Annotated in this window: 13 protein-coding genes; 7 read left to right on the top strand and 6 right to left on the bottom strand. The window is 72.0% G+C overall.

Translation table 11 applies throughout. The annotated features are described in order from the left end of the window. Together IT293_06530 and IT293_06525 are read left to right on the top strand one after the other, a co-directional pair. On the top strand, positions 1-287 hold a 287-nt coding region (locus IT293_06530), incomplete at its 5' end, for a DUF2127 domain-containing protein (GenBank protein ID MCC6764301.1). A gap of 88 nt (positions 288-375) precedes the next feature. Further along, the gene (locus IT293_06525) at positions 376-1989 is read left to right on the top strand and encodes a molybdopterin-dependent oxidoreductase (GenBank protein MCC6764300.1); all 1614 of its coding nucleotides are present in this window, start codon (positions 376-378) and stop codon (positions 1987-1989) included. Positions 1990-2005: 16 nt separating this feature from the next. Here IT293_06525 and IT293_06520 read toward each other — a convergent pair whose 3' ends face one another. The 5 genes from IT293_06520 to IT293_06500 all read right to left on the bottom strand — a co-directional run bounded on the left by IT293_06520 (position 2006) and on the right by IT293_06500 (position 7149). Continuing rightward, complete coding sequence (locus IT293_06520; GenBank protein MCC6764299.1) at positions 2006-2203, bottom strand: hypothetical protein; 198 nt, start codon at positions 2201-2203, stop codon at positions 2006-2008. A gap of 293 nt (positions 2204-2496) precedes the next feature. After that, positions 2497-3996, bottom strand: coding sequence for an ATP-grasp domain-containing protein (locus tag IT293_06515; protein ID MCC6764298.1), 1500 nt, complete (start codon positions 3994-3996; stop codon positions 2497-2499). 83 nt (positions 3997-4079) lie between these two features. After that, a complete protein-coding gene (locus IT293_06510; GenBank protein MCC6764297.1) occupies positions 4080-5240 on the bottom strand; it encodes a sulfatase-like hydrolase/transferase in 1161 nt (386 codons plus the stop codon). A gap of 5 nt (positions 5241-5245) precedes the next feature. Continuing rightward, entirely contained in the window at positions 5246-5887 is a 642-nt protein-coding gene (locus tag IT293_06505; protein ID MCC6764296.1) for a dienelactone hydrolase, read from the bottom strand. After that, positions 5884-7149: an MFS transporter gene (locus IT293_06500; protein MCC6764295.1), complete on the bottom strand. Its 1266-nt coding sequence runs from the start codon at positions 7147-7149 to the stop codon at positions 5884-5886. The genes IT293_06505 and IT293_06500 overlap by 4 nt, the downstream gene beginning before the upstream one ends. 33 nt (positions 7150-7182) lie before the next feature. Between IT293_06500 and IT293_06495 the strand changes: the two genes are divergently transcribed. From IT293_06495 to IT293_06485, 3 genes are all read left to right on the top strand, one after another. Further along, on the top strand, positions 7183-8193 hold the full coding sequence (locus IT293_06495) for an NAD(P)-dependent glycerol-3-phosphate dehydrogenase (GenBank protein MCC6764294.1): 1011 nt from the start codon (positions 7183-7185) through the stop codon (positions 8191-8193). A 92-nt stretch (positions 8194-8285) separates the two neighbouring features. After that, a complete protein-coding gene (locus IT293_06490; GenBank protein ID MCC6764293.1) occupies positions 8286-9797 on the top strand; it encodes a rhomboid family intramembrane serine protease in 1512 nt (503 codons plus the stop codon). A 56-nt stretch (positions 9798-9853) separates the two neighbouring features. Next, positions 9854-10462 (top strand): YceI family protein, encoded by a 609-nt coding sequence (locus IT293_06485; GenBank protein ID MCC6764292.1) that lies wholly within the window; start codon positions 9854-9856, stop codon positions 10460-10462. 376 nt (positions 10463-10838) lie between these two features. Here IT293_06485 and IT293_06480 read toward each other — a convergent pair whose 3' ends face one another. After that, positions 10839-12518 (bottom strand): hypothetical protein, encoded by a 1680-nt coding sequence (locus tag IT293_06480; protein ID MCC6764291.1) that lies wholly within the window; start codon positions 12516-12518, stop codon positions 10839-10841. 403 nt (positions 12519-12921) lie between these two features. On the opposite strand from IT293_06480, the gene IT293_06475 reads away from it, so the two are divergent. Both IT293_06475 and IT293_06470 read left to right on the top strand, forming a co-directional pair. Then, positions 12922-13467 carry a hypothetical protein gene (locus IT293_06475; protein MCC6764290.1) on the top strand — a complete coding sequence of 182 codons (546 nt, stop codon included), beginning with the start codon at positions 12922-12924 and terminating at the stop codon, positions 13465-13467. Beyond that, complete coding sequence (locus IT293_06470) at positions 13464-13754, top strand: hypothetical protein (protein MCC6764289.1); 291 nt, start codon at positions 13464-13466, stop codon at positions 13752-13754. Before IT293_06475 ends, IT293_06470 begins: the two co-directional genes overlap by 4 nt. Positions 13755-14007: the final 253 nt, after the last annotated feature.

Below are 14007 nucleotides of genomic sequence, written 5' to 3'. Positions count from 1 at the left end.
GCGGCCTGGTCTGGCTGGCGCTCGGCGCGGCCGGGTATGCGGTCTTGCGTCTGGCGGAGGCCTACGGTTTGTTCCACGAAAGGGTGTGGGCCGAGGTTCTGGGCGCCGTGAGTGGCGCCATCTATGTACCCCTCGAGTTGTTGGAGCTCTCCCGCCGCCCGACGTGGCTCGGCGCCGTCATCCTGGTCGTGAATGTCGCCATCGTGGTGGTCATGGTGCGCGCCCTGCAGCACCAGACATCCCGCCGCCCGGCTATGCCGGGCCGCGGCGCCGGAGGTCATCGATGAGTTCCTACATGTTCGCCGGGCGTTCCCCATGCGTCTGAGGGCACGGCCGCTCGCCGCCAGACGGCGGCGCGCGGCACCGTAGGGCCCCGTGAGCATCCAGCGGAAGACGCTGCTGGCCCTCACGCTGCCGTTCCTCCTCCCGACGGCGGCGGCGTACCTGCAATGGGGCCTCTTCGGCCTGCCCGCGGTGCCGGCGATCCAGCCGGTCGGCGCCGAGCCGTCGGGGTTTCCCGCCTGGCTCCGCGTCACCCACTACGTCAACTTTCTTTTCCTCGTCCTGCTCATCCGCAGCGGCCTCCAGATCCTCGCCGACCACCCGCGGCTCTACTGGAGCGTCCACTGCACGCCCGGGACGGAGTGGGCCCGCTTCACGCCGGTGTGGGTGCCGACCGATCGGCCGTGGACCTCCAAGCAGGACTCCCGGCACCTCTCGCCATGGATCGGCCTGCCCGGCTACCGGCACACCGTCGGCATGGCGCGGCACTGGCACTTCCTGAGCGTGCTGTTCTGGGTGGGGAACGGCGTCGTCTTCGTGGTCCTGCTCTTCGCCACCGGCCAGTGGCGGCGCCTGGTGCCGATGTCGTGGCAGGTCGTTCCCGACGCCTGGGCCGCCTGGGTCCACTACGCCACGTTGCACCTGCCCCCTGAGCCGGACGGTTTCTATCGCTACAACGCCCTGCAGCAACTGGCGTACTTCGGCGTGGTGTTCATCCTTGCCCCGCTGGCCATCCTGACCGGCCCGTCCATGTCGCCGGCGCTGACCAACCGATTCTCGTGGTACCCCCGGCTGCCCGGGAACCGGCAGGTCGGCCGGTCGCTGCACTTCATGGTCATGTGTGGATTCGTCCTGTTCGTCGTCGCCCACGTGACGATGGTGGCGCTCACGGGCTTTGCCCGGAACATGAATCACATCGTGGTGGGCGCGGATGACGGCCGCCTGGCCGGCGTGTACCTCGGGCTCGCGGGGGTGGCAGTGATCGTGGCGGTGAACGCCCTGGCGCATCGCCTGGCCTGGCACCGGCCGCGGCTCGTGCAACAGGTCGCCAAGGTGGTCGTTACCCCGGTAATGCGCCGCCTGCTCGACCAGCCTGCGCCGGTCGCCGAGTTCCCGCGCGAGGAGATCTCGCCCTACTTCTGGACCAACGGCCGGATGCCCACCTCCACGGAGTGGCGGGTATTGGCGACCGGCGGCTTCCGGGACTATCGCCTGAGGGTGCATGGCCTCGTGGAACATCCCTTGGAATTGTCGCTGGATGATCTGAGGGCGCTCGGCGGAAGGTCGCGGATCACCCTGCACCATTGCATCCAGGGGTGGTCCGGCATCGCGCAATGGGGGGGCCTGCCGCTCGTGGAATTGACCAGGCTGGCCTGCCCACGCCCCCGGGCCACGCGGGTCGTCTTCCACTCGTTCGGCGATGGCGTGGAGTTCTCCACGGGCGAGCCGCTGGGTCGCTACTACGAGAGCCTGTCGCTCGCCGATGTCCTGCACCCGCAAAGCATGCTGGCGTACGAGATGAACGGCGCCCCCTTGCCCGAGGCGCACGGCGCGCCGTTGCGGCTGCGTGTCGAGAACCAGCTCGGATTCAAGATGGTCAAGTGGATCCGGGCCATCGAGTTCGTCGAGGACCTCCGGTCGGTCGGTGAAGGCCAGGGAGGCTTCGCCGAGGATCACGAGTACTTCGGAGAACTGGCCAATATCTGAGTCCGGAGGCCTCCGCTCAGACGAATTCGAGGACCAGCAGCACCTGGCCCGGCTCGATCGTGGTGCCCGCGACGACGTGGACCTCCTTCACGGACGCCTCCCCCTCGGCGCTCACGATCGTCTCCATCTTCATCGCTTCGAGCACCCCGAGCGGGTCGCCGGCCGCGACCCGCTGGCCGGTCACGACGCGTACGGCGAGCACCTTGCCCGGCATCGGCGCCGTGACCCGCGGCGAGCGGACGCCGCCGGCGGCGCCGCCGATGCGCGCGTCGTCGCCCGCGACGCAGCGGTACACCGCGGCGTCGAGCGCAACCCACACCACGTCGCGGTCGCGGACGACCGTCGCCGCGGCGGTGCGGCCGCCGACCGTCACGCGCCATGCCGCGCCGTCGCGGGCGACCGCGAGCGCGAGCGGCGTGTCGTCGACGTGCGCGGTGAGCGCGTCGTCCCGGCCGTGCGCTTCGACCACGTGTGGGCGGCCGTCGACGACGACGGTCCGGTGGACGCTCACCGCTCCGCGCCCGGACGCCACGAGCCGAGGCTCTCCCACGGGCTCGGGAACGCCGCGGCGCCGGCGTCGCCGTCGTGGCGCGCCGCCGGGCGCGCGAGTGCGAGGGCGGCGAGCACGGCGGCGAGCTCGTGGTCCGGTCCTGCCGGCGGCGTCCAGCCCGCGAAGTGCTCGGCGAGAAACCCGGTGTGGGTCGCGCCGGCCGCGAACGCCGGATGCGCGACCACCGCGGCGAGGTAGTCGCGATTGGTGACGACTCCGAGGATCACGGTCTCCCGGAGCGCCGCGAGCATGCGGGTCCGCGCCTCCTCGCGGGTCGCGCCGTAGGTGGAGAGCTTGGCGAGGAGGGGGTCGTAGTCGACGCCGACGCGGCTGCCGGCCGCGATGCCGGAATCGAAGCGCACCCACGCGCCGCTCGGCTCGCCGAGCACGTGGACGGTGCCGGTCGCCGGCAGGAAGCCGTGCGCCGGGTCCTCGGAGTAGAGCCGGCACTCGATCGCGTGACCGCGCGTCGCCACCGCGTCGAAGGACAGGGGCGCGCCGCCCGCGACCAGGATCTGCTCGCGCACGAGGTCGAGGCCGGTGATCCACTCGGTCACGGGGTGCTCGACCTGGAGCCGGGTGTTCATCTCGAGGAAGTAGAAGCGGCCCTCGGGATCGAGCAGGAACTCGACGGTGCCCGCGCCGACGTAGTCGACGGCGGCGGCGGCGCGGATGCCGGCTTCGGTCATCGCGGCCCGGAGGTCCGCGCCGACGGCGGGCGAGGGCGACTCCTCGACGATCTTCTGGTGCCGCCGCTGGATCGAGCACTCGCGCTCGCCGAGGTGCACCACCGCCCCGTGCGTGTCGGCGAACACCTGCACCTCGACGTGGCGCGGCCGCTCGAGGTAGCGCTCGAGGTAGATGCGGCCGTCGCCGAAGGCCGCCGTCGCCTCGCGCGCCGCCCCGGCGACCGCCTCGGCGAGCTCAGCGGTGCGCCGCACGATGCGCATGCCCTTGCCGCCGCCGCCCGCGGCCGCCTTGATGACGACCGGGAAGCCGAGCCGCTCGGCCGCGGCCGCGAACGCCGCCGGCTCGGGCGCGAGGACGGGGGTCGCGGCCACGACCGGCACCCCGGCGCGCTCCATGAGCGCGCGCGCCGCGACCTTGTCGCCCATGGTGGCGATCGCCTGCGGCGGCGGACCGATGAAGGTGAGGCCCGCGTCCCGCACCGCGGCGGCGAAGCGCGCGTTCTCGGCGAGGAAGCCGTAGCCGGGATGGATCGCGTCGGCGCCGCTCGCGGCGGCCGCGGCGAGGAGCTTCTCGATCGCGAGGTAGCTCTCGCGCGCCGGCGCCGGGCCGATCGCGACCGCCGCGTCGGCGAGGCACACGTGCGGGGCGTCGGCGTCGGCCTCGGAGTAGACGGCGACGCTCGGGATGCCCATCGTGCGGCAGGTGCGGATGATGCGGACGGCGATCTCGCCGCGGTTCGCGATCAGGACTTTGCGCACGGGCGGCATCGGCGGGCGGGTGTAGCACGCGGCGTCGGGTGACGCACCCGCCGCGCTTGCGGCCCGCGCCAAGTCAACGGGCGGCGCCGGCTCTACAGGGGGAAGACGAAGTGCTGCCCGCCGATGGTGAACCGGTATTCCATGGCGGGAGGCCAGCGGGGCGGCGCCAGCGTCGATTCCCAGCCGGTGAGCACACGAGCGAGCGCCGCCGCCCGCTCGGGATCGCGAGCCGCGAGGTCGGTGCGCTCGCGGGGGTCCTCGGCGAGGTCGTAGAGCGCGCGAGCGCCGGTGCGGTCGTCGCGGATGAGCTTGTAGCCGCCGGCGCGCACGGCCTGGTGGCCCCCGGCGCGCCAGAAGAGCGCCGTGTGGTGCGGCGCGTTGAAGGGCACGTAGGCGAAGAACGGCGCGTTCCGCTGCTCGACGATCCACGCGGACGCCTCGCGCGCGATGGCCGCCGTCAGGTACTCGTGCTCGTCGACGATCGTGCCGTTCCGGCGGATGGCGCTTCCGCCGCTTCGCCCGCGCCACCACTGGTAGCGGTCGGCGAAGTAGGGTTGACGGACGGCGGCGAGATCCGGGTCGTCGGGGTCGCCGTAGAGGCTGAAGGCGTCGTAGAAGCCGTAGTGCGTCTCGAAGCCCTTGGCGGCGGGAAGCATGCCGGGGCCGAAGCCGAGATGCCATTTCCCGAAGATCCCCGTGCGATAGCCGCGGGCCCGCAGCAGCTGGGCGAGGGTGATCTCACCGGCGGGGATGCCCTGGCGCTCCATGTCCGCGCGCGACGGGGCGGTGGGTCGCGCGAGCGCGTGCCAGCCGTGGGTCGAGAAGAAGGTGCGCGCCACCCACCACTCGAGCCGGTTGCGCGGGTAGCGGTCGTGGGTGAGCAGCTCGAAGCCGAAGCGCTGCGCGTAGCGGCCGGTCAGGAGCGCGGCCCGCGACGGCGAGCACACCGGCGAGGTCACGTAGCCGGCGGTGAAGCGGACGCCGCCGTCGGCGAGGCGCGCGAGGTTGGGGGTCGCGACGGGACCCGCGCCGTAGAGCGAGGTGTCGTACTTCCCGAGGTCGTCGGCGACGATCACGACCACGTTCGGCTGCTCGCCGGGCGCCGCGGGGCGCGCGTCGCTCAGGAAGCGCTCGGCGGCGCGCGCCGCGCTCGCGTCGACGGCGATCGCCCAGCGGGGATCGGCGACCGGCCAGAGCGCCCAGGCGAGGCCGACGCCGAGGACGAGCGTCGCGAGCCCGAGCGTCCGCCGCACGCGCGTCAGCGCCCCACCTGCGCGTCGAGCCACTGCACCGTCGCGTCGGCCAGCTCCGTCGCGACGTCCGCGACGCTCCGCCCCGCGACCTTGTGCCCGTGGTCGCCGCCTTCGATCCGGTGGCGCGTCGCGCCGGGGAGCTGCGTGAGCGCGGGCGTTACGGCCGCCGGGTCGGCGAAGGGATCGCGCGTCCCCTGCAGGAAGAGCAGGGGCGCCATGATGCGTTCGAGATGCGCAGCGCGCAGGCGGTCGGGCTTCCCGGGCGGATGCCACGGGTAGGCGAGCAGCACGAGCCCGTCGCAGGCGACGCCCGCGGCGGCGACGTGCGTCGCCATGCGGCCGCCGTAGGAACGGCCGCCGAGCAGCAGACGCTTGGCACGCGGCCGGAGCGCGGCCGCGACGTCGCGCCAGCAGCGCTCGTCGCGCGCCTGCGGTCCGGGCGTCTTCTTGCCGGCCTCGACGTAGGGGAGGTTGAATCGCACGACCCGCATGCCGCGCCCCGCCATCGCCCGCGCGTAGGCGACCAGCGACGGCGTGTCGTACGTGCCGCCCGCGCCGTGCGTGAGCGCGAGGAGCGTGTCGCTCGGCTCGCCGAGCCACGCGGCCGCGACCGTGCCGCCCTCCCAGGCGAGGCGCGCGTCGCTCACGACGGCGCCACCGCGACGTCTTCCGCGAGGGCGGCGAGCGTCCGACGGCGCAGCAGCATGGCGACGGCGAGCGACAATCCGGCGGCGACGAACCCCGACGCGAACGGCGCCCCGGTGCCGAGCCGCGTGAAGAGGAGGCCGCTCCACACCGGTCCGACGGTGCGCGCGGCGCTGCCCGCCGATTGCGCGAGGCCGAGGATCGCGCCCTGTTGCGCGGCGCCCGCGTGCTGCGATGCGAGGCTCGCGAGCATCGGGTTCGTGAGGCCGGCGCCGAGGCCCGCGAGCGCGACGCCGACGATGAGCAGCAGCGGAGCATGCGCGGCGCCGATCGCGGCCATGCCGAGGCCGATCGCGATGGTGCCGCCGACCAGCACGTTCACGGCCGGGAAGCGCCGCGAGAGCTTGCCGATGCCGCCCCCCTGTACGAGGAGCGCCATCACGCCGTAGAGGCCGAAGAGGTGCCCCGCTTCGGTCGCGGTCCAGCCGAGGCGGGCGTCGGCGAGGAGCGCCAGCGACACCTGCACGTTCGTCATGCAGATGAACGTCAGGAAGTAGATCGCCATGACGGCGAGGATCGGCACCTCCGTGAGGACGTGGCGGAGGGAGCGGTGCGGCGGACCCCCTTCCGCGGCGGCGGGGGTGGCCTGCCGCGTCTCGGGCATCAGGAAGTACGCGCCCACCAGGTCGGCGAACGCGAGGAGCGCGGCCGCGAGCGGCGGCGCGTTCGGGTGCAGACGGCTGATGGCGCCGCCGAGCACGGGGCCGATCACGAGCCCGAGGCCGATGCCGGCGCCGATGCGGCCCATGCCGGCGGCGCGCTCGGGGCCCGACGTGACGTCGGCGACCGCCGCCTGGCAGGCGGCGAGGTTGCCGGCGGTCGCGCCGGCGAGGATGCGTGAGAGGAAGAGCAGGGGCAGCCACCCCCGCTCGGCGGCGACCGCGAAGACCACCATCGCGACGCCGTTGCCGAACAGGCTCGCGAGGATGACCGGGCGGCGGCCGAAGCGGTCGGAGAGGCGGCCGAGGAGCGGCGTGGCGACCGTCTGCATGAACGCGAACGTGCCGAGCAGGAGGCCGAGGACCTCGGCCGAGCCGCCCATCGACCGCACGTAGAAGGGCAGGAGGGGGATGACGATCCCGAAGCCCACCATGTCGAAGAGCACGGTGACGAAGACGAAAAAGAGGACGCGGGACGTCATCGCGCGAGGGGCCGTATCACGGACGCGGCCCCCGCGCGACGACGTCGAGGCTGCCGCGCGCATGACGGCTTGGCGCGGGGTGTGTTAGGGGGCGGCATGGCGAAATTCGCGGTCGTCGGCTCGGGGGCGTGGGGAACGGCGCTCGCCGCTCACGCGGCGCGGCTCGGACACGCGGTGACACTGTGGGCGCTCGAGCCCGACGTCGCCGAGGAGATCCGCACGCGGCACAGCAACTCGATCTACCTGCCGGGGCTGCCGCTTCCGGAGCGCCTCGACGCGACCGCGGACGTCGATGCCGCCGTCGCCGGCGCCGAGGTCGTGATCCTGGTGCCGCCGTCGTCGCACCTGCGCTCGGTCGTCACGAAGGTGGCGCCGACGCTCGGCCGCGAGACGATCCTCGTCGTCGCGACCAAGGGCATCGAGGAAGGCAGCCTGAAGCTCATGTCGGAGGTCGTGATCGAGACGGCGCCCGAGGTCGAGGAGCGGCTCGTCTTCCTCTCCGGTCCGAGCTTCGCCAAGGAGGTGGCCCGCGGCCTCCCGACCAACGTCGTCGTCGCGTCCGAGGACATCAGCGCGGCGCGCGCGGTCCAGGATCTGATCCACGCGCCGACCTTCCGCAGCTACGCGAGCGCCGACCCGACGGGCGTGCAGGTCGGCGGCGCGATCAAGAACGTGCTCGCCGTCGCGACCGGCGCCTGCGACGGCCTCGGGTTCGGCGACAACGCGCGCGCCGCCGTCATCACGCGCGGCCTCGCCGAGATGACGCGGCTCGGGGTCGCGCTCGGCGCCAATCCCCTGACGTTCCTCGGCCTCTCCGGCGTCGGTGACCTGGTGCTCACCTGTGCCGGCGACCTCTCGCGCAACCGGACGCTCGGGAAGCAGCTCGCGCTCGGCGTCGACCCGAAGGCCTACCTCGCGAGCCAGCGCTCGGTCGCGGAGGGCTATTCGACGTCGGCGGCGGCGACGGCGCTCGCCCGCAAGCTTGGTGTCGAGATGCCCATCACCGAGAACGTCCACGAGGTCCTGCACCGCGGTCGCCCCTTGAAGGACGCGGTGAAGATACTCCTCGAGCGCGGCTACAAGGACGAGCTGCACGGCATCGGCTGAGCGCGCCGCGGCGGCTGCCGTGCGCATTCGCGTGGCATCCGCGGCTTCAGAACGGGCGCGATCCTGTCGATAGACGACGCGGGCGCGACCCGATGTTCATCCCGGTCGGACACGACGTCGATGGTCTGCGGCGATGGCCGATCGTGACCTTCGCGATCATGGCGATCTGCGCGGTCGTCTTCGCCGCCGCGCCGCCCAGACCGGGGGGCGATCCCGAGCTCGTCAGCGAGCGTTTCGAGGCGGCGGCCGGCTATTGGTTCGAGCACCCGGAGCTGCGGGTGCATCCGCTCCTGCGGCGCTGGATCGAGCACGCGATCGACGCCGAGGAGCCCGAGGTGCAGGCCGAGCTGCGCGCACACCTCGAGGCGAACGACGCGGCGACGCCGCTCCAGGACGTGCGTCAGGCGAAGCTCGACGAGCTCACCGGGGCCTGGCTCGCGGCGCTGCGCGACGGACCGGCCGGCCGCCAGGGCCTCATCCCGAGCGAGGTCGTGCCGTCGCGCTACCTCACCCACCTTTTCGTGCACGGCGACGTCCTGCACCTCGCCTTCAACATGCTCTTCCTCTACCTGTCCGCGCCGTTGATCGAGGACGTCTGGGGGCGGCCCGCTTTCGCGCTCTTCTATCTGCTCGCCGGCGTCGGGTCGGCCTGGATCTTCGTCCAGCAGTACCCCGACCTCGCGCTCCCGCTGATCGGCGCCTCCGGCGCGGTCGCGGGCGTCCTCGGGGCGATGCTCGTCCGCCATCCGCAGACGCGCATCCGCATCCTCTGGCTCTGGGGCTTCGTGGTGCGGCGCTTCACGGTGCCTGCGTGGGTGGTGCTCCCGATCTGGGGCGCCGGGGAGCTCGGCTGGGCGTGGGTGATGGACGCGGTCGCGCCGGGTACGGGCGGGGGCGGGGTCGCGCACTGGGTGCACGTCGACGGCTTCCTCATCGGCGCCGCCGTCGCCGGCGCGGTGCGGGTGCTCGGGCTCGAGCGCGTGCTCGCGTCCGAGGCGGGTACCGGGGCCGACCACGCCGTGCTCCGCCGGGTCGAGCGGGCGCTCGCCCATGATCGCCGGGACGAGGCGTGGCGGCTCCTGGCGGCGCACGTCGTGCGGACGCCCGCCGATCACGACGCCGCCCTCGTCTACTGGGACCTCGCCAAGATGCTCGGCCGGGCGCGCGAGGCGGCGCCGGTCCTGCTGCGGGTGATCCGCGCCGAGCTCCTCGCGCACGACGAGGAGAGCGCGCGCGCGCATTGGCGCGATCTCCACGCGGCGGTGGCGGACCTCGTGGCCGAGCCCGAGCTCGCGGCGCGGCTTGCGTGCGCGTTCGGCGATGCCGGGCACGGCCCCGAGGCGGCCGAGCTCGTGCGCACGGCCCTCGCGCGGGTCGACGTCGCGACGCCGGCGGCCGCGCTCGTCGAGCTCGCGCGCGCCGCGCGCTTCGCCGACGCGCCGGTCGCGGCCGAGGCCGTCGCGCGCGCGCTCGCGCACCCGGGGGTGTCGCCCGCGGTCCGCCGCGAGCTCGCCGGCGAGGCGGCCGGGCTCGGGGCGGCGCCGCCGCCGTTCGTCGGGAGGACAGCATCACTGGCCGACGACACCGCCGCTCGCCGGGGCTGACTCGTACGGCGGTTTACGCTAGAAGCGCCGGACTTCGCGCCAGGAGGAGGTTTCGCATGTCGTATCGCGCACTGTTCGCCGCCGCTGTTCTCGTCGTGGGGCTCGTCGCTCCGGCCGCCCTCCGGGCCGCCGATACCTACGAGATGGACGGCGCCCACACCTCGGTGCAGTTCTCGGTCCGCCACATGATGATCAGCAACGTGCGCGGCGAGTTCACCCGGCTCTCCGGCAGGGCGACGGGCGCCGCCGCGAATCCCACCGCCGCGACCGTCGAGGCCACCATCGACGCCACGTCGATCGACACGCGGAACGAGAAGCGCGATGAGCACCTGCGGGGCCCGGACTTCCTCGACACCGCCAAGTTCCCGACCATCACCTTCAAGTCGACGAAGGTCGAGAAGGCGGGCGAGGGCTGGAAGCTCGGCGGCGATCTCACGCTCCACGGCGTCACCAAGCCGGTCGTGCTCGACGTCACGAACGTCACCCCGCCGACCAGGGACCCGTGGGGCAACACCCGCATCGGCGCGCAGGCGACGACGAAGCTCAACCGCCGCGACTTCGGCATCGTCTTCAACAAGGCGCTCGACGGCGGCGGCGTGCTCGTCGGCGACGAGATCGCGGTCACGATCGACGTCGAGGTGATGAAGAAGGGCGCCCCGCAGTAGGCCGGGCGCTGTGGCAAACGGCAGTAGACGTCCGAACGTCCGACTTCGGCGGTCATGTCGCCCCGCCCGCGTGGAGAGACGGGCAGGGCTGCCTATCTACTCGTCGCCGCGATCGACGAGCGCGCCGAGGCCGTGCTGCGGGGGGCGCTCCCGGCGAAGCGGACGTCGTGCTCGACCACTGGCGGGAGCTGTAGCGAACGGCGGTACAAACGTGAACGGCCGAGACCCGCTATCGCACGTTCCGGATCTCTACGGCCGTCTGCCACAGCTGCCGCGTCGTTCATCGCGGTGGTGCACTTGGCCGGCACTCGCTACAGGATGCGGCGACCGCGAGGATCGCCAGAAAGGCCGCGAGCGTAATCGCAAAGCCTGCGCTTCAGTCGCTGATCGCCGTCAGCTGCGCCGCCGTATGACGCCGGGCCTCGGAGAACCGTGCCTCCCAGCACACGTCGGTCGTGCCCTGGAGTTGGACCGTGAACGGAAGCGCGATCGTCGCCAGCGCCGGCATCGGCACGACATCGCCGCCGCCACGCAGCAGCGCCTTCGTGTGCGTATTCTTCGAGGTCAGCCGCATGCTCTTCGTTCCGGCGGCGTAGGTCTGCCGGTCGAGGTAGCGGAAGCCGCCCGGCGCGCCCTCCCAGCAGGGTGTGCCGTCGCAGAGCCCTCCGGGCAGCGCACCGCCGATGAGCAACGGCGCTCCGCCGGATGGGTAGAGACAGAGCGCCAGACCGGTGTCGAGCTGAGGGTTGCCGACCCACGACGGGCCGCCCCGCCAGCGCCAGCGCACGGCATCGGACGCATCCGGCACGCGATCGGCGAGGTCGAGCGCTGCCCCTCGCGCCCCGGCGGCGACGCAATTCGTGCGCGGGCTCGGATCGCAGCCGAGCGGTGCGACCGGATCGAGCCGCCACGCGTCGGCGACCGGCGTGCTGTCGAGGATGCTGCCGGCGACCATCCAGAGCGCGCCGTCGAAGACGAACACGTTCCCGGCGTGGCGGGCGCCCCACGGGGTCGTGACGAGGTTCGCGGGGGGCGTCATGGACAGCGCCTGCCGCCAGTGGACGCCGTCTGCCGACGACCAGACGTCGTCGAGGTTGCCTTCGCGGTAGCCTCCGAGCACCCATAGGCGATCATCGAAGACGGCGACGTTGTGGTATTCGCGCGCTCCCCACGGCGCGACGCCGACGCGCTTCCAGTGCACGCCGTCCGGCGAGCGCCACACATCTCGATAGTAGCGCCGCGGATCATTGTAGGTGCCGCCCCCGATGATCCACATGCTCCCCTGGAACACGACCGAGCCGAGGATCTGACCGCGCGGTGCCCACGGCGCATGCTCGAGGACGCGAGTCCAGGTCGCGCCATCCGCTGACGACCAGACGTCGTCGTAGACCTCGTCGCCCCCCGTCGGATCGAAGTACGTGATCTGCTGTCCGCCGAGCACCCAGAGGCGATCGTCGAACGCCACGACGTGATGAGTCACGCGATCGCGCCAGGGAACGTCGGCCGCAACCTGCGTCCAGGTGACGCCGTCCTCGGACGACCAGACGTCGTTCTGGTAGTGGTAGCGATTGTTGTCCCCGCCGACGATCCACATCTTGCCCCGGTGCACGGCGTAGCCGCCGCAGTGACGACCCTCCCAGGGCGCGACGGTTTCGAGGCGCCACTCGCTGCCGTCGGCGGACGACCAGACCTCGCTGTTGGTCGTCGGATCCTGGTGGGGATTCCATCCTCCGAGGAGCCACATGCGCCCTTTGAAGGTGAGCGCACCGGCGCAGTCCCTCGGCCCGAAGGCGGGAGCGTCCGTCACCAGCGACCACTTCGCGTCGCCGGGAATCTGCTGCGCGTGGACCGGCTCCGACCGCCAAAGCGCGAGCGCGACGACGACCATCAGCATCGGGAGGCCGCGCGTGAGCACGACGATCGATCTACTCCCTTGCACCGACCAGATCAAAAGGACGCCGATGCGCTTCGCGAGGAGGCGGATGATCTTCTTGCCGCGAGATCGACGCGGCTCTGGACGGCGCCCGAGAAGACGTTGCCGGTGACGGTGTGGCATCGAATGCTTCGAGGTCCTCACGTTGGCACTCGAGGAGCCTTGCGCTGGACCTAATCAAGTCGAGCGGTGGTTTGGCCTGCTCACCCAACGGCAACTACGGCGCGGCGCCCATATGAGCGTCGCGGCCCTCAAGCGCGCGATCGACGCCTTCAGGGGACCGATCTCGACTTCGCACGTTTGCGCAACGTCGGCATGGTCTACGTGGCCGACGACGTGCTGACGCCGGACCCCCTGGGACGCGCTCGCTACGTACTGGCTCGAGGAGCTCGCCTCCTTACGACGGCTGCCGTAGCGGCTCGCTTGCGCTGCCCTCTCATGACTCAGCATTGGCTCGCCCGGCGCCGCGCGCTATGAGCCTCCGTATGCAGGCATCGAGCCCCCACGTGCACATCGCGGCTGAGGCGTGAGCGAAGAGCTCGATCTCCTGATCCTCGTCGTGGATCGCCTGGATGCCCTCAGCATCCCCTCCATGGTGAGCGGCTCGATCGCCATGAACGTGTACGCCGAGCCACGCATGACGCGCGACATCGACATCGTGGTCGCGATCCGAGCTGCCGACGTCGACGCGATCGTCGCCGCCTTCGCCGACGACTTCTATTGTGACCGGGAGATGATCCGTCACGCGCTCGACCATGAAGGCAGTTTCAACCTGATTCACACTCCCACGGTGATCAAGGTCGACTTCCTCCTGCGGAAGAACACCCCCTACCGTCTCGTCGAGTTCGGGCGGCGCCGGGCGCTCACCGTCGGGGGCCACGTCATCCACGTGGTGGCGCCCGAGGACCTCGTGCTGTCCAAGCTAGCGTGGGCGAAGCCCAGCCATTCCGAAGTGCAGCTACGCGACGTCCGAAACCTGATCGCGTGCGTGCCGGATCTCGATTGGCGGTACCTCGAACGTTGGGCCGCCGACTTGACCGTCACCGACCTGCTTGCTGAGGTGCGACCGTGACCGACACGAGTCCCGCGATGGCGAGCCTGCAAAGACGGCTCCTGATGGAGCGCCCGGCGGGCGAGCGGCTGAAGATGGGGTGCGCCATGTTCGACACCGCGCGCGCGCTGATGCGCGCCGGCCTCGGCGACGCGGCCGGTACCGATCGGTCGGCCGCGATGCGAGTCCGCCTCTTCGAGCGAACCTATGGCAGGGACTTCGATGCCGCGACTGCGGCGCGCATCGTGGCGCACTTGCGGAAGGACACGACGATCGCGCAACCCTGCAGGAGCCTCTGGGGATGGTAGCTCGACTACACAGCGACGACACCTTCACCGGTGCGAGCCCCGATCTCGGTGCGCTCGAGCGCGGGTGCCCGCTGTGGCGAACGGCGGTACGAACGTGAACGGCCGATAACGGGAAAATTTCTATTAACTCGACAGTGCCGGGTTCGCGCGACGGCGGCTACGCCGCGTCGCGAAGGCGGACGGGTGCTGGGGGTCGGAAGAGTCGCCGGCGGAGGAATTTCGCGAGGGTGACGTCCGGGGGGCCAACGGGGAG

This window comes from Deltaproteobacteria bacterium, from assembly GCA_020848745.1.
Taxonomy (GTDB): Bacteria; Desulfobacterota; Binatia; order UTPRO1; family UTPRO1; genus UTPRO1.
The sequence above is the reverse complement of the archived record's forward strand: the minus strand, read 5'-3'. Positions and strand labels throughout refer to the sequence as shown.

What these genes read in the sequence shown, in the direction of transcription:
- IT293_06485 (MCC6764292.1), top strand. Translation starts at nt 9,854, where the DNA reads ATGTCGTATCGCGCACTGTTCGCCGCCGCTGTTCTCGTCGTGGGGCTC.
- IT293_06500 (MCC6764295.1), bottom strand. Translation starts at nt 7,149, where the DNA reads ATGCGCGCGGCAGCCTCGACGTCGTCGCGCGGGGGCCGCGTCCGTGAT.
- IT293_06490 (MCC6764293.1), top strand. Translation starts at nt 8,286, where the DNA reads ATGTTCATCCCGGTCGGACACGACGTCGATGGTCTGCGGCGATGGCCG.
- IT293_06520 (MCC6764299.1), bottom strand. Translation starts at nt 2,203, where the DNA reads ATGCCGGGCAAGGTGCTCGCCGTACGCGTCGTGACCGGCCAGCGGGTC.
- IT293_06480 (MCC6764291.1), bottom strand. Translation starts at nt 12,518, where the DNA reads ATGCCACACCGTCACCGGCAACGTCTTCTCGGGCGCCGTCCAGAGCCG.
- IT293_06515 (MCC6764298.1), bottom strand. Translation starts at nt 3,996, where the DNA reads ATGCCGCCCGTGCGCAAAGTCCTGATCGCGAACCGCGGCGAGATCGCC.
- IT293_06495 (MCC6764294.1), top strand. Translation starts at nt 7,183, where the DNA reads ATGGCGAAATTCGCGGTCGTCGGCTCGGGGGCGTGGGGAACGGCGCTC.